Here is a 23124-nt window from a genome sequence, read left to right as displayed (position 1 = left end):
TTTATATAAAATATAAAAATAATACTAATTGTATATTAAAAATGTATTATCGTTGTAAATTTAAAAAAATAATACCTTATAAACACAAAAATAATTCTTTATAAGAATTAGTATTTATGTCAAACATAATTTTATATAATTAAAGTAATTATAAGGGAGGTAACATGAAAAAGAAAGTAATATTAACAATTATTGATGGACTAGGAGTTCGCAAAGAAAGTCAGGGAAATGCTTTTAATCTGGCATTTCATCCCATTTTTGATTATCTTTTTGCAATGTGTCCTAATTCGCTAGTAGAAGCATCTGGAAAATATGTTGGTTTACCTGAAAATCAAATTGGAAATAGTGAGGTTGGGCATTTAACAATAGGAGCAGGGAGAGTTGTTTACACTGGACTTTCTCTAATAAACAATGAAATAAAACAAAATACTTTCAAACACAACAAAACATTGTTAGATGCCATTGAACACTCAAAAAATACTCAAACAACACTGCATCTTATGGGACTTTTAAGTAATGGTGGTGTACACTCTATTGATAAACATTTGTTTGAAATAATGGATATGTGTTATGAAAATGATTTAAAAGATGTAAGTATTCACATTTTCGGAGATGGTAGAGATGTTGCTCCTCAATCTATTAATGAATCATTAGATATTTTAAATGAAAAAATTAAAGAATATAATTATGTAATTTCTTCTATCGCTGGCCGTTTTTACGCAATGGATAGAGATAAGATTTTTTCAAGAAATCAATTAGCATATGATGCTATTTTAGGACAAAGTAAAAATGTTATTGATGATATAAATGACTATATTAATAAACAATATTCTCAAAATATTTTTGATGAATTTTTTGTACCTGCTTTCGTACGAAATTCAAAACCAGTAAAAGATAATGATTCGGTCATATTTTTTAATTTTAGACCAGATAGAGCAAGACAATTATCGCATTTATTTTTAGGTTCAAAAATATATGATTATGAACCTAAAAATAAGGTCAAAATTGCTAAATTTGTTTCATTAATGAAATATGAAGATATTGAAACAAATATAGCATTTCAAGAAATGAATATAAGAAATTCTCTTGGTGAAGTTCTTTCAAATAATAATATTAAACAATTAAGAATTGCTGAAACTCAAAAATACGCTCATGTTACATACTTTTTTAATGGTGGAAAAGACATTAAATTTGATAAAGAATCTAGAATTTTAGTGGATAGCATAAAGGCTGAATCATTTGCAGATTATCCTCATATGTCAGCAAAAGAAATAACAGATGTCTTACTAAATGAAATAAATAATTATGATTTTATAATTGTAAATTATGCAAACCCCGATATGGTTGGTCATACAGGAAATTTAAAAGCAACTACACAAGCAATAGAATTTTTAGACGAACAATTTGAACGAATTTTAAATTATGTAAGCACTCACAAAGATGAAGTAAATTGATTTATTACAGCAGATCATGGTAATGCAGAAATTACTGAAGATGAAAACAATAAACCTGCAACAAAACACACAACAAGTCCAGTTATGTTAATTTCATATGATAAAACAATTGGTCTTAAAAATGGTACATTAGCAGATGTTGCTCCTACAATTTTAGACTATTTAAATATTGATAAACCTGCTGAAATGACAGGTGTATCATTAATAACAAACAGATTAAAATAATAAAACACAGTTAAATCTGTGTTTTATTGTGTACAAAAACACCCAATAAGGGTGTTTGTTATTTTTTAAAATCTTAATGATAGACAGCTTAATCCACCATCTAATTTTTTGAATTCTGATGTATCACATTCAACAACTTTGTAAATTCCAAGATCTTGAACTTTTTTAAGTGTTCCTGGGTATCCTGCTGGAACTATAACTGTTTCATTTACTCAGATACAGTTTGCTGAGTAAGCTTCTGATTTGTCTACAACAATTTGGTTAAAGTCTTTAAATGTTGGGTAATTTAAAAATTCTCCTGAAATTAATAGATTGTTGTGTTCTAAGTAGTTAACTCCTGTTTTTAGGTGTAACATTTCTGTCATTGGAACTGGAACAACTTTTTTACCGTGAGCTGCTAATATGTTGTGGAATTGTCTAATTCCTTCACGGTTTGTTCTATCTGACATTCCGATGTAGTATGTATCTCCTACCATCATAACATCCCCACCGTCTACTGTTCCTGGGAATTGAATTTTAAAGATGTGTTCATCGTCAAAGAATTTTTGTAGATATGGTAACATTTCTAATTTTTCACCATTTCTTGTATCAGCACCTGGATTTGTTAATACTGCAAATTCACCTGTAACAATAACTGCTGTATCTTCTACGAAACATGAATCTGGAAAATCTTCATTTTTAGGAGCTATAGTAACTTCAACTCCTGCTTCTTTTAATGTTTTTATATAATTTGCGTGTTGTTTTAGAGCCAATTCATAATTAACTGGAGGTAATGATTGTGCTTCTTCTGATGAAGCAATTCCATTAATCATTGTTGAAGCTGGTGTCTTAACAATAACGTTTTTAAATTTATCTTTCATTTGTGTCATTTTTCTTTTCTCCTTATTTTCTAATTTACTCTTACTTTCATTTTACCAAGAAAAAAATATAAGATATGAAAAAAAGTAAAATTAAAAATACTGACACTGTCAGTCGATAACAAAGCTTTTTAATTATAACATGATTTTTAAATTTAGCAATATTTTTTTGTGTTTTAAAAAATAAAAAGATGCCCGTATTATTGAGGCATCCTTTAATCTTAATATAATATATAGTCTTTTGGACTTACAAAGAAAGGAGAGATTAATAACTTAAAATAATGGTGGTTTTAGTATTAATCTTGAAATAATAGAAGCAGATAATTAATTTGTTTTCAATAAATATTTTTAAAAAATAATAATAAACCCTAATAAGCAATCTGGAAATTAAGCCAAATTGCTCATTATTATTATAATGGTTATAAGAGTCTTTTTTTACAATATTTTTTATTAAATATATTTTTTACTATTTTTAGCGTTGCAAAGGTTAATAAAAAACGCGAGAAACAATTTTCAGCGTTTTATTTATTTTTAATTATTATATTTCATGGTCTTGGAAATTTTGGATTTATTGACTCAGTTTTAAAAATATAAACTAAATTATTTATTCTTATTCCTTTAGTTTCATATTCTTTTACAGCCCATTTTAAGTTTAAAATTTCTAAAATATCTTTTGCACCATCAATTTCAGATTTAACATTTGAACCCTTTATAAACACTTGTTGACTATCTACTTTTCCTAATTGACACGACACTTCGACTAAATATTTCAATTCCATAACAGCTCTTGCAGTGACTAAGTCAAACTCATTTTTTAATTTAACATTTTCAGCGCGGTCATTTATTACATTTATATTAAGTTTTAAGGCCTCAGAAACACGGTTTAAAAAATAGCAGCGTTTTTTTAATGGTTCAATTATTGTTAATTCAATATTTTTATCAGTCATTATTAAATAGGGTAAGCTGGGAAATCCAACTCCTGCTCCTATATCAAGCAATTTATATTTTTTGGGGTCAGATAAATCGAAGGCCTTTTCTAAAACTAAATATGATTCAATAAAGCCTTCTATTATAAGTTTTTCATCATGAAATCCTGTAAGATTCATAACTTTGTTCTTTTCTTCTATTAAGAGATAATATTTAAAAAGAGTTTCTAATTTACTATCTGATAAATTTATATTAAAACTAATTAAAATTTTCTCAATTTCCGTCTTTGTAAGCATTATAAATTTCTGTTAATGATTTTCTATTGATATTTTGCTTAATTACATGCGCTAATAAAAATCCTAGTGATAAAATTTTGATTTTTTTAAATTTTCTTAAGTTATCTACATCCATTGAATTAGTAATAATAACTTCTTTAATGCTTTCTTCATTTTCAAACATTTCAAAACCTTTACTAAAAATTCCATGTGTTGCAGCAACAATAATATCTTTTGCACCATTTTCCTTTAAAGTTTTTGCTGCTTTAATAATTGTTCCACCTGTGTCAATAATATCATCAATAATAACAACGTTTTTGTCTTTTACATCACCTAAAACACCCATAACTTCACTTACGTTAGGTGCGGTTCTTCTTTTATCAATAATTGCTATTTTTATATCATTTGAAATTAATTCACTTAATGTTCTTGCTCTAACTGCTCCACCATGGTCAGGGCTTACTACTGTAAATTCTGAATTTCTTTTTCTTAATTCTTCAGAAAATATTAATTGTGCTCTTAGGTCATCAACTGAAACATTAAAAAATCCTTGAATTGATGAATTATGTAAGTCTACTGTTGTAAGTTTTGTAATACCTGCAACTTCTAAAAGATCTGCAACTAATTTAGCTGTAATTGGTTGACGTCCATCTGCTTTACGATCTTGTCTTGCATATCCATAATATGTCATAACAACATTTATTGTTTTAGCACTAGCTCTTTTTAATGAATCTATGAAAATCAATAGTTCCATTAAATTATCGTGTACATTTCTTCCGGTATTACAAATAATATATGTATCTAAATTTCTAACTGTTATATCACTTGACAATAAGGTTTCCCCATCTGCAAATGTTACTTTATTTGGTTTGTGAACTTCTAGTTCTAAAATTTGTCCGATTTCTTCTGCCAAATCTCAGGAATTATCCATTCCAAAAATAATTGAATTTTTATAAATTTTTTCCATTTTAACCCCTAAAAAATAATTATATTAATATTATAAATTTTTAAACTTGCAATTTTAATAAAAATCAACATTTTTTATTTTTTAAAGACTAAATCATAGGTTTTTTGATCAAAATCCGCTCATTTTCCTTTAGAAACCATTTTTCCATTTTTAATTGCTATGAATTTTTTAAAATAATTTTTTGCTAAAGATATGTCATGAATTATTGTTACAATTGTAATATTATTTTCATTATTTAATTTTTTTAAAATTTCTAAAAACTCTATACTAGATTCAGGATCTAAACTATTTGTAGGTTCATCAGCTAAAATTAAATCTTTATTAATTAATATTAACTTGATAAGTTCAATTTTTTGTTTTTGACCACCGCTAAGTTCGCTAATTCTAGTAAAAATATATTCAAACATATTAAATTGTTTTAATAATGAATATATTTTTTCTTTAACTTGTTTTTTTACAAATGGGAATTTGTATATTCTTAATATACTTGTATATACATCATCTGTGGGAATTAAGTTTGTTTCTTGACTTAAAAAACCTATTCTCTTATAAAGTTCTTTTCTTTGCTTTTTGTTGTAATTTTCAATATTTGCACCATCTACGCAAAAATCACCACGTTCTTTAATTAAATCTCCAAAAAAAGCATTAAAAATTGTTGTTTTTCCAGCCCCTGATGGCCCAATTATTGAAACCATATCTCCACTTTGTATTTCAAAATCTATATCAAGTAATTGTGAATCATTTTTTTGGTTATATTTTGCATAATAATGTTTGAATTTTATTTCCATGTCTTGTCCTTAACTCTTCTAGATAAATTATAAAAAAAGTTATTAAAAAATCCCACTTTTGTGAGATTTTAATTATAAATTAAGCAGTAAGACCATATTTTCTTAATGTTCTTGCTGTTTTAGCGGTTACACGGATTTTTTTCTTTTGTCCGTTGTCTAAAATGGTAACTTTTTGTAAATTTAAATCAAATCTTCTTTTTGTAGCATTTAAAGCATGTGATCTTTTGTTACCGCTTAGAGCTTTACGTCCGGTTAAACTATCTTTACCTGGCATTTCTACTCCTTAAATATATTACGTAATTATTTAGCATTGCGTAAATATTTTAACACAAACCATTTTTTTCTTGTTATCTTTTTAATAAATTATTATAAAAAAATAAAACTATAAAATGTTCCTAATATTACTAATTAATAAAAATTACTAAAAATAATATAAAATATTAACTATGGAAAAAGACAAAATCACTACGGATATTTTAAATGCTATTTCTAGCATAGTGGGAATTGTTGGTTTTGCTGACTTAGATTTTTTAAACGATTCAGAAAATTTAAAAAATGAAAATTATCAACAAATCATTATTAACGATAATAATTGTCAATTAAATATTTCAATAGGAATTATAATTCTTTCAAATGTTTCAGCAAAAAGCATTATTGAACAAATTTATCAAACCATTAATTACACATTAAACAAAAACAAAATAAATTTAGGAAATTTAGATATTTTTATAAGAGGGATTCAATAAATATGAACGGAATACAATGAAAAAATGCTGTTATTTCAGCCGCTAATAATCTGAGTAATTATAAAAAAACAATTGACAACTTAAATGTTTTTCCAGTACCAGATGGAGATACAGGAACAAATATGTATGCAACCATAAAAGTTGCAAAAGAATTTTTAGAAAATATACCAGATAACGAATTAGAAAATTTATCATATGCTTCAAACTTAGTTGCACAACAAATGTTATTAGGAGCAAGAGGAAATTCAGGTGTTATTCTTTCTCAAATTTTTAGAGGTTTTGCAAATGCTTTTAAAAATTTAGAAAGTGCTAATACCAATAACCTTATTAATGCATTTAATGAAGCAACTAATGTAGCATATAAAGCAGTATTAAAACCTATAGAGGGAACAATATTAACTGTAATTAGACAAACCAGTGAATCTCTTTCAAAAAATGTTTTAGCAAGTGCTTCTGTAAAAGATGTATTTGCAAAAGCCTTTATTAGTGCAAATGAAAGTGTAGAAAAAACTCCTGATTTATTACCGATACTAAAAGAAGTTGGGGTTGTTGATAGTGGAGGGTTTGGACTTGTTAAAGTTATTGAAGGAATTAGTTTGTATTTTCAAGGTCAACCTGTTGAAATAATAGACACAGATGAATATATTAATCGTTTTATTAATGACACTGAAGTTTTTGAAGGTGAATTTGGTTACTGTACTGAATTTATCATTGAACTAAATAAACCAAACAAATTTAATAAAGAATATTTAGTAAGAAAATTAGAAAAATTAGGTTCAAGTATTGTTGTTGTTCATGATAACAATTATTTAAAAGCCCATATTCATGCTTTAAAACCGGGAACTGTCTTAAATAGTGTGCAAACTTTAGGTGAGTTTGTAAAAATTAAAATCGAAAACATGACTCAACAAGCAAACAATTCAAAACAAAATACAACAAAATTAAAAGAAAAACAAGGCACAGATAGTAACACAAACAAACCAATTTCAAATGATAATGCAGTTATAAATGTAAATTGTGGATTGATAACATGTAATAGTGGTGATGGAATTGTTGATATGGTTAAATCTCTGGGTGCTCACTTTGTAATTGAGGGTGGACAAACAAATAATCCTTCAACAGCTGATATAGTTTCTGCAATTAACAAAATTAATGCAAAAACAATTTTTATTCTACCTAATAATTCAAATATTACTCTTTCTGCTCAACAAGCTTCACAAATTTCTGGTAAAAAGAAAAATGTTGTCATAATTCCAACAAAAACTCAGGTTGAAGGGATTTCAGCAATTCTAAACTTTAATGAAGATTCAAGTCCAGAAGATAATGAATTAAACATGAAAGATGCAGTAAAATCTATTAAAAGTGCGGAAGTTACATATGCAGTAAAGGATACAAGAATTAATGGTGTAAGAATTAAAAAAGGACAATACTTAGCACTTACAAAAGGTAAAGTTTTATCAACACATACAAATCAAAATGATGCTGCAAAAGCTCTTTTTGATGAATTAATTGATGATTCTACCGAAATAGTTACTATTTATTATGGACAAGATGCAAGTGAAGCAGATGCCACTGAACTTCAAGAATATATTCAAGTAAATTTTGATGTTGAGGTTGAAATTAATAATGGAGGACAAGCTTTATATCCATACTATATAGCTATCGAATAATATGAAAAAAATTGTTGTAGACACACTAAATAATGATAATGGTTCAAAAAACGCAATAAAAGCTTCTTATAAATGAGCTCTTGAAAATTCTGATTATACTTTAATTTTGTTTGGTGATAATAAAGATTTACAAGAACTGAACATAAATTTACCTAAAAATGTGATTTTTAATCATTCACCTTTTATTGTTACCAAAACTCAAAATCTTCGCGAGATTCTAAAAAATCCTTCTTCTATGTTAGAAGCAACAGAATTTACTAAAGCAAATGATGTAGATGCTTTATTAAGCAGTGGAGATTCAGGTTCATTAGTGACTATTACAACACTAAAATTACAAAGATTGCAGGGAGTATCTAGACCTGCTTTTATGCCTTTAATGCCCAAAAAAAATGGAGGGCAATTTTTACTTTTAGATGTCGGCGCAAATATTGAAACAAAAACTGAATATTTAATACAATGATCAAAAATTGCAACAATTTTTTACAAATCATTATTTAACAAAAATAATCCCAAATTGGCACTTTTAAATATTGGTACAGAAGACTACAAAGGACAAATAATACAACAAGAAGCGCATGAAATATTAAAAGATAATAAAAATTTATTTAAATATACCGGTTTTATTGAACCCAACAAAATTTTAAATGGTGATGTTGATATTGTTGTTTCTGATGGATATGCAGGCAACATTTTATTAAAAAGTATGGAAGGTGCTTTTTCTACATTCTTTATTCTATTAAAAGATGCATTTTTAGCTTCTTGAATTAATAAATTAGCAGCTCTTTTATTAAAAAAAGAATTAAGAAAAATTAAAAATAAATTTGATTATAAACAAGTAGGAGCTGCAACAATAATAGGATTTAATAAAATAGTTGCAAAAGCACATGGTAGAAGTGATGAAAATGCTTTTTACGGTGCTTTGAACCAATTAAAACAAATTATAGAAGCACAAACCATTGAAAAAATTCAAGTACACTTGAGTGAAATTGAGGAAAATAATGAATAATGAATTTACTACAAAATTACTAGATATTTTACACAAATTTGAAATTAACACTGCTGGTTTAAAAGATTTTACTTTTTTTGATATTTCATTTACTCATTCAACATTTGCAAATGAACATAGACAATATAAAAGTTATGAATTAAATGAATATCTAGGAGATGCTATTTTACAGTTTAAAGTATCAGAATATTTATTTTTAAAACATAATGACATTGATGAAGGACACGCAACCACATTGAGATCCACTCTTGTAAAAACTGAAAATCTTGCTAAAATTTCACAAAAATATGGTTTATTTTCACTATTAAAAGCTTCTAAAGGTGCTATTCAACAATTACAAAATTCTAAAAAAGTTTATGCTGATATTTTTGAAAGTTTTATAGCCGGAACATATCTTTCTTTGGGGATGAAAGCAGTAGAAAAAATTCTTCAAAAAACTATTTTTACTGAAGTTGAATATTATGCAAATAAAGAAAATAAAGATGCAAAAACTCTTTTTCAAGAATTTATCCAATCAAATGATTTATCAGTAAGTTATGAAACAAAAAAACATGATGATGGTTTTATTTCAACTGTTATTTACAACAAAACAAAATATGGAGTTGGAATTGGTAAAAATAAAAAAGAAGCTGAAGAAAATGCAGCAAAAAATGCTTTAGAAAATCTAAACATCTAGGGGGAATATGAAATTAATAGAAGTACAAGCTTATGGTTTTAAATCATTTGCTGATAAAGTAAATTTAAAATTTAATGGTGAAATAGTTGCTATTGTTGGTCCTAATGGTAGTGGAAAAAGTAATATAAATGATGCTATTAAATGAGTTTTAGGTGAATCTTCTTCAAAAGCTCTTCGTGGTGACAGCATGGAAGATGTAATTTTTAGTGGTTCAGAAACTGAAAAAGAAATGGATAAAGCTGAGGTTATTTTAACTTTTGATAACTCAGATAGAGAAGTTTCTATTCCACATGATAAATTTACAATTTCGAGAGTTCTATATCGTGGAAAAGGTTCAAATGAATACTATATAAATGGTGAACTAGCAAGAATGAAAGACATAAAAGAAATTGCTATGCAAAGTGGTATTTCCAAATCTTCACTTGCAATAATTAGTCAAGGAACAATAAGCGATGTAGCTGAAGCAACACCTGAAAGAAGGCGTGAATTTTTTGAAGAAGCAGCTGGCACAAACATGTACAAAGTTCGTAAGGCTGAAGCACAAAAAAAATTAGAAAAAACTAATGAAGCTTTAGTAAATATAACTACATTAGTGGAAGAACTTGATAGACAACTAAAACCTTTAAAAAGACAAGCTGAAAAAGCACAAGTTTTTATAGACAAAAATTCACAACTTAAAGAAGTTGAAGTTGCTTTATTAGTGCATGAATTAAATGAAGCTAATGAAATTATTAATAATTTACAAAATGAATATGGTGATGTTGATAATATTATTTGAAATTTAAATGATAATTTACAAACAGTTGAATCACAATTAGACTTAGTTACACAACAAAGAAGAGAATTGGATAAAGAAATTTCAGATTTTAACTTAAAAATTAATTCACTAAATGAACAAATTAGTAACTTACAAGTTAGGTCAATTCAAGATAAACAACAAAGAGAATGAATTTTATCAGGAAAAATTCAAGTTTCACTATCAGAAAAAATTGAATCAATTAAAGAAAGATTGGAAGAATTAAACGCAATTATAGTTTCTTACAAACAATTTGAAACTCAAGCAAATATGAAAATTCAAGATTTATCTGAAAAAAATACTGAAATTCACAAACAATTATTTGAAGTAAATAAAACTTTAAGTTCACACTACGATAATCGCTCAAAATTAAATGCTAGATTAGAACAATTTAAAGATATTAGAGATAATAAATTAACTTTAACTAAAGGTACAAAAACAATAGTTGAAAACTCATCACTATTCAAAGGTTATAAAGGTATTGTTTCTGATCTTTTAGAAGTACCAAAAGAATATACTTTAGCAGTAGAAACTGTGCTTGCAAGCGCGCTGCAAAATATTGTTGTAGATGTACCAGAAACCGCTGTAAGTGCTGTTGAATTTTTAAAAAATAATAAGGCAGGAAGGGCTACATTTATTCCACTTTCTTCTATAAAACCAAGATATATACGTGAAGAACACTTGATTGTAGCACAAACACAAGAAGGATTTGTTGGTGTTTTAAGTGATCTCATTAAAACCAAAAAAGAATTTGATGCTTTAAGACAATTTTTATTAGGAAACATTTTAATCGCAAACAATATCGATGAAGCTAATAAATTATCAAAATTACTTGAAAAAAAATACATGATTGTTACTTTTGATGGGGATATTATAAGAGTTGGTGGAATAATGACTGGTGGGCAAAGTGTTCAACAATCTAATACATTTGAATTAGATAAAAAAATTCAAGAATTGGAAGATCTAATTCCTCAAGTTACTAAAAAAATCAATGAATTAACAAAAACTCGTGATGATTTACAATTCCAAAAAGAACAATTAACAACTAATAATAGAGAACTTTCAGTACAATTATCAGCAATTAAGCAAAAACAACATGAAGCTATTAATGAATTTGATGAATTAAAAAATCAATACGAAACACACACAAATAAAAAAATAACCCTAGAAGAAAATATTGATTTTAGTCAAACAATTGAAACTTATATTTCAGAAAGAGATACAACATTAGCAATATTAAATTCAAAAAATCAAAAACTAAAAGAAATTAATATTAGCATTGACGCACTAATTGATCAAAAAACAGAATTAAATGCAAATTACCGTGAAACAATGGCTATTCGTGAAAAATATTTAGTCCAACAAACTAAAGCTAATTCAGTAATTGAACAAGCGAATAAACGTTTAAGTGAACAATATTCTTTACTTTATGAAAACGCAAAAGAGCTTTACTACAACCCAGATATAGATTATTCATCTGCTAAAAAAATTGTGCAAAACTTAAAAGTTGAAATAAAAGAGTTAGGTAATGTCAATGTTGATAGTATTGAAGAATTAACACAAACTCAACAACGTTATGACAAAATAAGCGAATCTCAAAAAGAATTAACCGAAGCAAAAGATATCATTGAAAAAGCCATTGATGAAATGGATAAAATAATTATCGATAGAATTACTAGCACAGTTGAATTAGTTAATAATGAATTTAAATTTGTATTTAACAAAATGTTTGGTGGGGGAATGGCTGAAATTAAGTATACAGACCCAAATAATTTACTAGAAACTGGATTAGATATAATTGCACAACCTCCAGGAAAATCAGTTAAAAATTTAAAATTATTTAGTGGAGGAGAAAAAGCTCTTATTGCAATTAGTTTACTTTTCAGTATACTAAAAGCAAAACCCCTTCCATTGTGTATTTTAGATGAAGTTGAGGCTGCATTAGATGAAGCTAATGTTATTAGATTTGCTGAATTTTTACACAAATTAAAACAAGATACTCAATTTATTGTAATTACTCATAGACAAGGAACAATGGAAAGAGTTGATAAACTTTATGGAGCAACAATGCAAAATCGTGGAGTTACTACATTTTTTAGTGTTGAACTATCAAAAGCAAAAGAATTAATACAAGATAAGAAAATAGGAGAATAAATATGGATAAAGAATTATTAAAAAATGATTTTTATGAAGCAGTAAATGGAGAATGATTAAAATCAGCAAAAATTAGAGCTGATAAAACAGCAACAGGAACATTCATGATTCTACATGATCAAGTAGAAGAATTACAAAAAGAACTTATAGAAAAATGATCTAATGATTTAACAACAATTCCTACTAATTACCCAAAATTAACTGAAATGATTAAGCTATATAAAATGGCTAATGATTGGGATAAAAGAGAAGAACTAGGAAAAAAACCTGTTCAAAATATTTTAGATTTCATTAACAGTTTAAAATCTTTTGATGATGTGTTTAAAAATTATAAAAAAATGCACTATATAGGTTTATATCTTCCAATCGAAGTTGAAGTATATACAAATTTAAAAAATTCAGAACAAGAAATTTTATACATGGGTAATCCATCAACTATATTACCAGCTAAAAATATGTATGAAAATGAAGAAAAAAAAGCTGCATTATATAAATTATTTGAAGAATCAACTAAAAAACTTTTAGCAAAATTTAACTACAAAGATAATGAAGCTGAAGAATTAATTCAAAAAGCATTAAATTTTGATGGTTCATTATGACAATACACACCAAGTCCTGAATTTGGAGCAGAAATACTAAATATTGCAAACATAATGACTTCAGAAGAAATTAAAAAACAAGTTAAAAGCGTTGACATAATTTCTGTAGTTGAAGATCTTTTAAATAATAAAGTTGAATTTGCTAATGTAATGTATCCACAGTTTTTAGAAAATTTTGATAATATTTTTACAAAAGAAAATTTTGAAAATTACAAAGCAAGATTATTAATTCATGCTATTTATAATTTTGCACCATTTTTAACCGATGAAATGAGAGTTTTAGCGGGTGAATTCCGTCGTGGATTTACAGGTGTAAAAGAAGCCACTGAAAAACAACTTTCAGCAAGAAATTTAGCTTTATCTGAATTTAGTATGGTATTTGGTAAATTCTATGGTGAAACATATTTCGGACCAAAAGCAAAACAAGATGTTGAAAAAATGGTTTCAGAAATGATAAAAGTATATCAAAAAAGATTATCTGAAAATACTTGATTATCAAAAGAAACAATTGAACAAGCACAAAAAAAACTTTCAAGTTTTAAAGCTTATGTAGGATATCCAGATAAAATTAATGCTTATTACGATTTTATGGTGACAAAAACTTATCAAAAAGGTTCAAACCTAATTGAAAACCTTTTAAACTTTAGAAAATTAGCTGTTGAAGAAAATTTAAATAAATACTTAAAAACAAAAGATAAAACTTTATGAAGTATGTCACCTGCTATGATAAATGCATATTACTCACCAACAGATAATAAAATAGTTTTCCCAGCAGCTATTTTACAAGCTCCTTTTTATTCAATAGATCAATCTTCTTCACAAAATTTCGGGGGTATTGGTACAGTTATGGCTCATGAAATTTCACATGGTTTTGATAATAATGGTGCAAATTTTGATGAAAATGGAAACATCAAAAATTGATGAACTGAAAAAGATTATGAAAATCTAAAAGAAAAAGAACAAAAAATGATTGAATTATTTGATGGAATTGAAACAGAGTATGGAATTAGTAATGGAAAATTAACAGTATCTGAAAATATTGCTGACTGTGGCGGAGTTGCTTGTGCTTTTGAATCTGCTAAAATGCAAAAAGATTTTAACGCAAAAGAATTTATGATTAACTATGCAACAATCTGAAGAGCTAAATATTTACCTAAATATGCTGAATTACTACTTCTTACAGATGTTCACTCATTAACAAGATTAAGAGCTAATATACAACTTTCAAATATGGATGAATTCTATGAAGAATTCGATATAAAAGAAGGAGATAAAATGTATGTATCTCCAGAAAAAAGAGTAAAAATTTGATAACAAAAAAGCCACTATTTATGAGTGGCTTTTTATTTTAATTTTTGTTTTTCTAAGTTTAACATAATACTCAATTGTATATATCATTTGAACACTAAATATTATTAAGCTAAATATTTGTCATCCAAGTGATATCGCAAATGCATATGTGTGTTGTTCTACTAGTCTTGATACTCAGTATATTATTCAAAAAACATTGTTCATAATAAACATCAGCACCATATATGCACTTATTCCTGCAAAGTTTTTTGTTTTAAAACTGTAAAATACTTGTGGCATGAATGCTAAACAGGTAAATGAAGGAATTGTTATTCCTAAAATCATTTGTACAACTGAATTGTGAATCTTTTGTGTATTAGGGATAATTCCATATATTGTCATCGCTGTTGACAAAATACAAAAAACTCCGATAATTATACTTACATTCAGCAAGATAATTTTTTTGTTATTTTTTAATTTACCAATATTTTCATCATAGTAATATAAATAAAAAATAACAGCTGAATATATATAAATACATAATAAGTTTGAGATAGCAACTTGAACTAATCCACCTGGTAAAAATGTTCCGAATAAAACCCAAGCGAATAATCCTCAATAAAATACTCAAAAACTTACAAATTTAACCTTTCCTACGCTTTTTTCTCTTATTAATTTTATTAATTGTGGTAATCCTAGAAATACAGTTGCAAATGCTCCGAATCATCCGAACACTTCGCCAATTTTTAAAAATGTATCCATATTCAATGATTATAGCAAAAAAGCAACTTAGGTGTTTATTTTAATTTTATTTTAATACTGATTTTAATAAATTAATTTTGTGTTTTTATATAAGTTTTATTAAAATATAATTTATAATAAAATAATAATAGTGGTCACGTAGCTCAGTAGGATAGAGCACAAACCTCCTAAGTTTGTGGTCATGGGTTCAATTCCCTTCGTGATCGCCATTTTTTATTGGCTTGGAGGTATTATGAAAAAAGAAAAGTCTTGTGGTTTGATTTTATTTGATTTAAACAAAAATAAAGAAACTGAAGTTTTAATTGTTAATCAAAGAACCCATTGAGGATTTCCAAAGGGTCATGTTGAAAAAAATGAAACAGAAGAAGAAACAGCAATACGTGAAGTTTTAGAAGAAACAGGTATTAAAGCAATACCATTTGCAACAAATGAAATTAGACTAAAAAGTAAGTATGTGATATATGACAATATACCAAAAGAAGTAATTTATTTCATAGGTATCCCCACAAGTAAAAAAATAACAAAACAAGAAGAAGAAATTACTGAAGCTAAATGAGTAACCCTATCAGAAGCTTATGAAATTTTAAGTTATAAAGAAGATAAAAAACATTTAGAAACTTGTCAGAATTTTTTAAATGATATTCAACCGTTTGATATATGAAAAAAACACCAAAGTTAATGCTTTAGTTACATAAAAAGTAAAATTATTAATTTAAAATTCACACAAACTAATTTATAAAAAATGACAAACACATAAGACACTGTGTTTGTCATTTTTTTAATAGTAGCTTGAGGCATGGCTTCTTGTTGTGGCAAATCACAATACCACTAATATTAATCAAACAATAAAAATTATTACAGATATAATTTTTATTGCAACTTTAGGGCCTGGTGTTTTTCTTGTAAATGCATACACAAGAGCACCCGGCATAAATAGAAATAATCATAAAATCCATATACCTATGTTTATTTCCTTTTGTAATTGTGATTTTAAGGTTGCGGCACGTTGTTGAAGACTTTCATTATATTGTGTGCCATTATTGATATTTATATTTACTCCACCCATTTGATTCTCATTTGTTTGTAACAATTTATCAATGAATTTATTTTGTATCTGTTCTTCAGATTTTAAATCTTTTAATTCTTGCTTGCTCATTGCATAATTTGGGTTATGGGTTAAACAATATTTACATCTGATTTTATCTGGTGAGAAAGATGCTCCACAGTTTTGACATATATTTTTATTCATTTAATTATCCTTTATAGTTATTATTATATGTTTGAGATGATGTCCCATCTTCATTTCTAGTACTTTGTCTTACTTGTATTTCGCTTGGATTAAAAGAAGGTGCTCATTTAATTATTCTTTCATTTGAGTAAATGAATGTACCAACAACAGAAATTAAAATCACTAACTCAAATAGAAAAATAAAAATTGTTAATAAAATAGGATTTCAAGTTGAATTTAGACTTAATCTAGCAATTAATGGAGTAAATTGTAATGTTGCTGCAAGTGCCATAAAAACAATAAAATATCATTGATATAACTTTCTTATTGCAACATAAATTCCAATTAATATCATTGTAATGATTGCAACAATTTTAATCACTATGTAAGTTGAAAATTTCCCTGAAGATCACCCCGAATTATTTCATGGTACTAAAAAATTCACGCCATTGATCAAAAAGGGAATTAAAATTAAACATATTAAAATAATTGCATAAGAAATTAAAAATGGAATAATTCTTATTTTACTTTCTTTAATTGCTTTACTATTACTCATTTATCTGATCCTTTCCACACTCAGGACAGAATTTAGTATTTACTGGTATATTTGCTTTACATTGTGTACATGTTAATTGTTGTTTTTGACCACACTCTGAGCAAAACTTAATTGATTTTTTAATTTTTGCCGAACAATGTATACATGAAACAAAATCAGTATTTTGTTCAGAAGAGTTGTTTGTAGATGGGATAATTCCTCTGTTTTGATTATTTATGTTAGCATTAAAATTTTGAGCCATTCCAACTCCCATAAACGTTCCTACTGCTCCCCCTTCATTTGAAGCACCTTTTTCTAAAATATCATATCCTCTTTGTAAACGATAATTATTTTCACCCATAATATCTAAATGTGCACGTTGTTTTAGGATATCATTTACCATATTTACATCTTCATCTCAAGCTTCAATGGTTTCGATATTTAAATCAACAATATTCATCCCAAATTTTTTAACCGCATCTAAAATGGTTTCTTTTAATTTATCTTGAATCTCGTTAATATATAAATTTAATCTATCGTATGGAATTTTTTTGTCAAAAATTGTAGTTCCTATTATTCCTCTAATTTTTTGATTTACTACACCTTTAAAAAAGTTAGAAACATACGAAAAATAAATTGTTGAATTATTACTAAAAGTTCCAATTAATGTATCGAAAAGATATTGATAGTCTTTTATTTCAAACGCCATTTGACCACGAGCCATTAAGTGTAAAATAATTCCATAAATTGGATCTCTAAGCTCAATTGGAGAACTTGTTCCTCATAAAAAATCTAATTTTAACCTTGTATTAATAAAATATATTTCTATTGGAAAAGTATTAGCTCCTTTAAAACCTTTCTTTTGAATTTGCACAATTCCAGGAAGAAGTTCACTTTTTATTTCAGTAGTACCATTGCTTAGAATTTTTTCAATCTTTCCATTGTGTACTAAAATTGCAACTTGACCCGGTGAAACAGTTATCTTTGATCTATCGGTGATTTCAGATGCATTATGTTTGTGAATTAATCACTCTAAAATTTCTTTATTTTCATCTAAGTATGAATCACCATCATATTTTATATAGTTATATTTTTCAGCCATTTTTTCCTTTCAATTTGTTTAATCAAACGAAATTATAATGACAAATCAAAAAAAAAAAAAAAAACAACATTTACTTAAAAAAACACAAAAAAATTAACTGGTTTTGACAAAAAAATTTGTATATTAATACAAAAAGAAAGTGTTGTTATTTGTTTTTCAAACCTTGAATAGCGCATTAGTCTTTATTGAGTTTTGATTCACACAAATTAGTTCAAAAATCAATATAAATTGTTGTCAAATAATATTAAAAAAGCCTAAAACGGCTTTTAATAAATAAATTTGTTTTATAATTTTTGTAATTCTTTTAAAGCGTTTATATAGATTTCTAAGTCCATTTTTATTTCTTTAAATGTGAATCTTTCATTTGGAGCATGCATAAGTTCCATTTTGGTGGTTGCACCAAAAGCAACACAATTTTCAAAAGTTCTTGCGTAAGTTCCACCACCAATTGCTATTGGTCTTTCTTCATAATTTCCAGTAATTTGTCTATATACATTCATTAATGTTTGTACAAGTTCAGAATCGGGTGCTATATATTTAGCATTTTTAGATCCTACCATTTCAAATGTATATTTGTATTCATTCACATCTAAATAATGTAGTAAATCTTTTGTTACTAGTTCTGGTGTTTTTTTAGCAGGTACACGCATATCAAAACCAATAACATATTCATTATTTTCAGTTCTTAAAATTGCGGGATTTGAAGTTAAAACTCCACTTTCATCTTCATAGTTAAAAAATAAATCAGGCATTGAAAAATCACTGTTTTTAAAGTTTAAATACATATATTTGAAAAAATCATTTTCAAGATATTTTTTATCATGTTCAACAACAGTTTTTATAAATTTTAAAATAGCATTATCACCTGCTGCTGGTGTTGATCCATGACCTGCAATACCTTTTACTAAAAATTTGTTTGTATCTAAAATTTCGATATCTTCTTTTTTAAATAATTTAGATAAATCATTTGCTTCTTTTGTTTCAACAACAAGTGCATCAGGTATTTGATTATAAACTTCACCTGCATATAATTTCAGATCTTGGTATTGGTCAAATTTTAAGTTATAATCAAAAATTAACTTTTCAGCAAAAACAAGCGGTCATTCTCCATCTGGTGTGTATCCTAAATCTGGATAACCAAAATCTTTTAAATAAAATTTCATAGACTCCATGGTTGTTTCTTCACTTAAACCAAAAATAGCTCTAATTGTGTAATTATCGTCAATTAAATTATTATCAAGAATATATTTCATTGCATGTAAAGTTATAATTGATGGACCTTTATCGTCTAAAGTACCTCTTCCAAAAATTTCATCTTCTTTAATTAATGGTTCAAAAGCAGCACTTTCTCACTGTGAATCATCACCGCTAGGTACAACGTCTAAATGACATAAAATACCAATAAGTTTTTTACCTGAACCAATTTCCACAAACCCATAACGATTTTTTGCATCTTTAAAAGTTTTAAATCCAAATTCTTTTGATAAATTTAAAACATAATTTAAAGCATTATCTACTTCTTTTCCAAAAGGAAATTCATTTTCTAAATTTGTAACTGAAACAGAAGGAATTTTACATAAATCAGCAATTTGTTGAATCATTTTGTCAAATTCTTCTTTAGTTTGTTTATATTTAATAATGTTGTCCATAATTCTCCTCATTAATATATACTTTAAATTATAATTGTTTATATAAAAAAAGGAATAATATGAAATATATTGACATACACACACATCCATTTAAAGAATATTTTGAAGATCCTGTACAAATTTGTAATGATTGACACCAAGAAGAAATGCAACTACTTTTTATGGTAGGAACTAATCTTAATAACTCCTTAGAAACCATCAATTTAAGTTCAAAATTAGATTTTGTATATCCTATTATTGGTATTCATCCAAATGAATCAAATGGTATGCAAGACGGATTAGATCTTGAAAAAATAATTACAAAAGATGTAATTGCAATCGGTGAAATAGGGTTAGATTATCATTATGATAATACACCATCAAAAGAAGAACAATTAATTTCACTAATTAGTCAAGTTGAGGTTGCAAAAAAACATAATATACCCGTTATGTTACACATAAGAGATGCAATGGAAGATGCTATTAAATTTGTTTTTAGAGAAGAATATAAAGATATGATTTTTATTTTTCACTCATTTTCTGGTAACAAAGATGATGTAGAAGTTTTATTAAAAAATCCTAATGTTTATTTTTCTATTTCAGGAGTAGTTACTTTTAAAAATGCAAAAGATACACAAGAAGCAGTTAAAAATATACCTCTTGATCGCATTTTTGTTGAAACTGACACACCTTATTTAGCACCAACTCCTATGCGTGGAAAAGAAAATAAAAGTCCTTATGTAAAATATACTTATAAATTTATAGCAGCACTAAAAATGATTTCAGAAAATACCTTAATAAAACAAGCTGAAAATAATGTAGAGAAAGTATTTAAAATAAAATGCAAATAAAAGCAAAAAAATCTTTAGGACAAAATTTTTTAGAAGATAAAAATATTCTTTTTAAAATTGCAAATGCAACCGATATTGAAAATAAAACCGTAATTGAAATTGGTCCAGGTCAAGGTGCTTTAACTAAATTACTTGTAAAAAAAGCCAAAAAAGTAATTGCATACGAAATAGATAAAGATATGATAGAAATTTTGCAAAACGATATAAAAGATGATAATTTTGAGTTAATTCATGCTGATTTTTTAAAAGAAAATTTATCATCCATTGAAAAAGACTCAGTTATTGTTGCAAATATTCCTTACTATATAACAAGTGATATTTTATTTAAAATATTTGATAATTATCACAAATTTTCCAAAGCAATAATTTTAATGCAAAAAGAAGTAGCTCAAAGAATAATTGCTGAACCATCAACAAAAAATTACTCAAAATTAACTGTTTCAAGTAATTATTTTTGCAACGTAAAAAAATTATTCGATGTAAGCCCTAATGCTTTTAATCCTGCTCCAAAGGTGTGGTCAAGCGTTGTTTCTTTTGAATTTAAAACTGATATTGAATTCAATACAACTGAATTTCTAGAATTTATAAAACTTTGTTTTTCTTTTAAAAGAAAGAAATTGCTCAACAATTTACTGATAAAATACTCAAAAGAAACAATTTTGTCGAAATTTAACTTATTAAATTTAAATGAAAATACAAGAGCACAGGAACTTAATTTAGAAACCTTCAAAACGCTTTTTAAAGAATTTAATGAAATATAATTTAAGCAATAAAAAATAACAAAGCTTTTTTTGTTTTTGGTTTTGTTATTTTTTTATTTGATTATTTTTTTACTTATTATTGTTTGTATTTTAGTTATTAAACAATATTTCTTAGGAATATAATTGCGCACATAAAAGAAATAAAATGTTGTAAGAAAAGTTATGGTTATTAATGTAGCAAAAGTAGATGAAACTATATATCCAATTTTTATTTTGTAAATAACATCTTGCATATCTCTTGCTTGTCAATTTATTAAATGATAAAGTTGTGTAATTCAAACAGGTCCTTGATACATTCTTTTATAATCTGAAAAAGCAGCTAAAACTATTAAAACAATTGCCACACTCAACAAAAACACACTCAAAAAGATTTTTAAAATTGACTTTTTCATATTATTTACTTTCCTTTAATTTTTTTAACAATAACTTAATAGAGTCATAAAATTCTTCTTTATTTTCTGCTTGAAAAATTAATTTACCTTTTTTAAGGTCATATACAGCAAGTAAATCTTCAATAGAGTTTTTATTATTATCTATTCCATATAATGCACTAGAAATACTATCTAATCCAATTCATTTATCAAAATATAAACCGTTTTCTTCTATTGCGTGATTTGTAGTTAATTCTTCAGATTGAATTTGCGATTCCAAAACATTTACTAAATTTTTTTATCATCTCTAAATCTTAATTCAATATTTCTAGAAATATAATTTGAACCAGGGTGGCCCTTGTAAAAAATACTGTATGTTTCCGAGTATTTTTCCACAATAATATCTAAATTATTAATATCGTTTTTTGCACGACTTGTTCCTAAAACGATTAAAGTTGGTTTATTTTCTGTTTGTTTTACTTTATCAACAATTGATTTTTCTTTTTTTCAATCTAAACCAATTATTTCAGGCCAATATGAAAATAACCTTTTTGGTTTATCTTTTTGGTTATCTCTTTCTGAAAAAATAATATCTTTTAATGTTTTATTTTCGTCATTAAAAAATGAATAAATGTTTTTAAATCCTAAATTTATTAATTTTGTACTTAAAATTCCACTACTAAAAAACAATTTTAAATTGTCAATTGTGTTTGCTAAAAGATATTGATTTTGTCTACTTACTCTTCCGTTTGCAGGTATCATTCATTCATTGTTTTCTTTATTAAATCATAGATCTTTAAATTCTTTTGTATTTCAAAATGAATCATATAAAAAATCACCCAATAAATCTGAGTCTTCAATTGCTATTAAATTTACGTTATTATTTTTTGATAATTTAGTAAGTGAATTATAATACTTGCTTCATATGTGATTTGTTATGTGGTCTGAATTAAGAAAAACATTTATTTTTTTATCTTTATTTTCCTTTGCATATTTATCTGCAATTTCATAATAATCATATTCACTACTTCCTTTTAAAATGTCAATTGTATTTTGTGTAATTTTATTAGTTTTTCTTTTATTATTTAAAAAATCTAAAAATTTCCCTTCATTTAAAGAGTTCTGAAATTCTCTATCACCATCAACATAAAATTTTACATTTTGCTTAGAAAGCATCGCAAGTCGAATTAAATTATAAAATGGTTGTATACCCCATGATGAATAATAAAAATTCACATCAGCTGCATCTTGTATTTCTAAAATATTTGGTAAAACCTCTTTGTTTTTAATTTTATTTTCTCAAATTAGGGTTTGTGTTTGTTCATTTTTATTCAGCTCTTCATACTTACAAGATACTGCAAGTAATGGTATTGTTGCCAAGAGTACACCAAAAACGAGCACACTACTCCTTTTAATTTTTTTCTTAAATTTTCTCGACTTCACAACTATATTATAA

23 protein-coding genes and 1 tRNA gene are annotated in these 23124 nt (G+C 26.2%); 11 read left to right on the top strand and 13 right to left on the bottom strand.

What is annotated here, in order from left to right; all coding sequences use genetic code 4:
• Positions 1-164: 164 nt before the first annotated feature.
• Positions 165-1679, top strand: a complete 1515-nt coding sequence (gene gpmI / locus N8G13_RS00995) for a 2,3-bisphosphoglycerate-independent phosphoglycerate mutase (RefSeq protein ID WP_262289087.1) — start codon at positions 165-167, stop codon at positions 1677-1679.
• Positions 1680-1744: 65 nt separating this feature from the next.
• On the opposite strand, the gene N8G13_RS00990 is transcribed toward gpmI, so the two are convergent.
• From N8G13_RS00990 to rpmB, 5 genes are all read right to left on the bottom strand, one after another.
• On the bottom strand, positions 1745-2548 hold the full coding sequence (locus tag N8G13_RS00990) for a dimethylarginine dimethylaminohydrolase family protein (RefSeq protein WP_216488361.1): 804 nt from the start codon (positions 2546-2548) through the stop codon (positions 1745-1747).
• Between the two features lie 509 nt (positions 2549-3057).
• A complete protein-coding gene (rsmG, locus tag N8G13_RS00985; RefSeq protein WP_262289086.1) occupies positions 3058-3759 on the bottom strand; it encodes a 16S rRNA (guanine(527)-N(7))-methyltransferase RsmG in 702 nt (233 codons plus the stop codon).
• Positions 3722-4705 carry a ribose-phosphate pyrophosphokinase gene (locus N8G13_RS00980; protein WP_262289085.1) on the bottom strand — a complete coding sequence of 328 codons (984 nt, stop codon included), beginning with the start codon at positions 4703-4705 and terminating at the stop codon, positions 3722-3724. The genes rsmG and N8G13_RS00980 overlap by 38 nt, the downstream gene beginning before the upstream one ends.
• Before the next feature lie 74 nt (positions 4706-4779).
• Positions 4780-5493: an ATP-binding cassette domain-containing protein gene (locus N8G13_RS00975; protein ID WP_262289084.1), complete on the bottom strand. Its 714-nt coding sequence runs from the start codon at positions 5491-5493 to the stop codon at positions 4780-4782.
• A gap of 79 nt (positions 5494-5572) precedes the next feature.
• Positions 5573-5767 carry a 50S ribosomal protein L28 gene (gene rpmB / locus N8G13_RS00970; RefSeq protein ID WP_171113371.1) on the bottom strand — a complete coding sequence of 65 codons (195 nt, stop codon included), beginning with the start codon at positions 5765-5767 and terminating at the stop codon, positions 5573-5575.
• A 172-nt stretch (positions 5768-5939) separates the two neighbouring features.
• Here rpmB and N8G13_RS00965 point away from each other — a divergent pair, with 172 nt between their 5' ends.
• Genes N8G13_RS00965 through N8G13_RS00940 form a run of 6 tightly spaced genes read left to right on the top strand, consistent with a single transcriptional unit; the run spans position 5940 to position 14454 of the window.
• Positions 5940-6239: a hypothetical protein gene (locus N8G13_RS00965; RefSeq protein WP_262289083.1), complete on the top strand. Its 300-nt coding sequence runs from the start codon at positions 5940-5942 to the stop codon at positions 6237-6239.
• 2 nt (positions 6240-6241) lie between these two features.
• Positions 6242-7909: a DAK2 domain-containing protein gene (locus tag N8G13_RS00960; RefSeq protein ID WP_262289082.1), complete on the top strand. Its 1668-nt coding sequence runs from the start codon at positions 6242-6244 to the stop codon at positions 7907-7909.
• 1 nt (position 7910) lies between these two features.
• Complete coding sequence (plsX, locus tag N8G13_RS00955) at positions 7911-8915, top strand: phosphate acyltransferase PlsX (RefSeq protein ID WP_262289081.1); 1005 nt, start codon at positions 7911-7913, stop codon at positions 8913-8915.
• The gene (rnc, locus tag N8G13_RS00950; protein WP_262289080.1) at positions 8908-9591 is read left to right on the top strand and encodes a ribonuclease III; all 684 of its coding nucleotides are present in this window, start codon (positions 8908-8910) and stop codon (positions 9589-9591) included. Before plsX ends, rnc begins: the two co-directional genes overlap by 8 nt.
• Before the next feature lie 7 nt (positions 9592-9598).
• Complete coding sequence (locus N8G13_RS00945; protein WP_262289079.1) at positions 9599-12541, top strand: AAA family ATPase; 2943 nt, start codon at positions 9599-9601, stop codon at positions 12539-12541.
• A 2-nt stretch (positions 12542-12543) separates the two neighbouring features.
• Entirely contained in the window at positions 12544-14454 is a 1911-nt protein-coding gene (locus tag N8G13_RS00940) for a M13-type metalloendopeptidase (protein ID WP_262289078.1), read from the top strand.
• A 15-nt stretch (positions 14455-14469) separates the two neighbouring features.
• Here N8G13_RS00940 and N8G13_RS00935 read toward each other — a convergent pair whose 3' ends face one another.
• Entirely contained in the window at positions 14470-15192 is a 723-nt protein-coding gene (locus tag N8G13_RS00935; RefSeq protein WP_216488387.1) for a PQ-loop domain-containing transporter, read from the bottom strand.
• A 132-nt stretch (positions 15193-15324) separates the two neighbouring features.
• Here N8G13_RS00935 and N8G13_RS00930 point away from each other — a divergent pair.
• Together N8G13_RS00930 and N8G13_RS00925 are read left to right on the top strand one after the other, a co-directional pair.
• Positions 15325-15401: transfer RNA gene (locus N8G13_RS00930), tRNA-Arg, on the top strand.
• A gap of 23 nt (positions 15402-15424) precedes the next feature.
• Positions 15425-15871 (top strand): bis(5'-nucleosyl)-tetraphosphatase, encoded by a 447-nt coding sequence (locus N8G13_RS00925; RefSeq protein ID WP_262289077.1) that lies wholly within the window; start codon positions 15425-15427, stop codon positions 15869-15871.
• 99 nt (positions 15872-15970) lie between these two features.
• On the opposite strand, the gene N8G13_RS00920 is transcribed toward N8G13_RS00925, so the two are convergent.
• The 4 genes from N8G13_RS00920 to N8G13_RS00905 form a co-directional block, all read right to left on the bottom strand.
• Positions 15971-16441, bottom strand: a complete 471-nt coding sequence (locus N8G13_RS00920; RefSeq protein WP_262289076.1) for a hypothetical protein — start codon at positions 16439-16441, stop codon at positions 15971-15973.
• Between the two features lie 4 nt (positions 16442-16445).
• Positions 16446-16976: a hypothetical protein gene (locus tag N8G13_RS00915; protein WP_262289075.1), complete on the bottom strand. Its 531-nt coding sequence runs from the start codon at positions 16974-16976 to the stop codon at positions 16446-16448.
• Positions 16969-18057: an SPFH domain-containing protein gene (locus N8G13_RS00910; RefSeq protein ID WP_262289074.1), complete on the bottom strand. Its 1089-nt coding sequence runs from the start codon at positions 18055-18057 to the stop codon at positions 16969-16971. Before N8G13_RS00910 ends, N8G13_RS00915 begins: the two co-directional genes overlap by 8 nt.
• A 284-nt stretch (positions 18058-18341) precedes the next feature.
• Entirely contained in the window at positions 18342-19706 is a 1365-nt protein-coding gene (locus tag N8G13_RS00905) for a Sapep family Mn(2+)-dependent dipeptidase (RefSeq protein ID WP_262289073.1), read from the bottom strand.
• A gap of 59 nt (positions 19707-19765) precedes the next feature.
• Between N8G13_RS00905 and N8G13_RS00900 the strand changes: the two genes are divergently transcribed.
• Positions 19766-20536 carry a TatD family hydrolase gene (locus N8G13_RS00900; protein ID WP_262289072.1) on the top strand — a complete coding sequence of 257 codons (771 nt, stop codon included), beginning with the start codon at positions 19766-19768 and terminating at the stop codon, positions 20534-20536.
• Positions 20527-21297 (top strand): 16S rRNA (adenine(1518)-N(6)/adenine(1519)-N(6))-dimethyltransferase RsmA, encoded by a 771-nt coding sequence (gene rsmA / locus N8G13_RS00895; protein WP_262289071.1) that lies wholly within the window; start codon positions 20527-20529, stop codon positions 21295-21297. Before N8G13_RS00900 ends, rsmA begins: the two co-directional genes overlap by 10 nt.
• 53 nt (positions 21298-21350) lie before the next feature.
• Here the strand turns inward: rsmA and N8G13_RS00890 are convergent, their stop codons facing one another.
• From N8G13_RS00890 to N8G13_RS00880, 3 genes are read right to left on the bottom strand one after another with little or no spacing between them, the layout of a single operon-like run.
• On the bottom strand, positions 21351-21689 hold the full coding sequence (locus N8G13_RS00890; protein WP_262289070.1) for a hypothetical protein: 339 nt from the start codon (positions 21687-21689) through the stop codon (positions 21351-21353).
• Between the two features lies 1 nt (position 21690).
• The gene (locus N8G13_RS00885; protein WP_262289069.1) at positions 21691-21948 is read right to left on the bottom strand and encodes a hypothetical protein; all 258 of its coding nucleotides are present in this window, start codon (positions 21946-21948) and stop codon (positions 21691-21693) included.
• An 8-nt stretch (positions 21949-21956) separates the two neighbouring features.
• Positions 21957-23048: a hypothetical protein gene (locus N8G13_RS00880; protein WP_262289068.1), complete on the bottom strand. Its 1092-nt coding sequence runs from the start codon at positions 23046-23048 to the stop codon at positions 21957-21959.
• Positions 23049-23124: the final 76 nt, after the last annotated feature.

Origin of the sequence: Mycoplasma zalophi, from assembly GCF_025486335.1 — a bacterium.
Classification (GTDB): domain Bacteria; phylum Bacillota_I; class Bacilli_A; order Mycoplasmatales; family Metamycoplasmataceae; genus Metamycoplasma; species Metamycoplasma zalophi.
The sequence above is the reverse complement of the archived record's forward strand: the minus strand, read 5'-3'. Positions and strand labels throughout refer to the sequence as shown.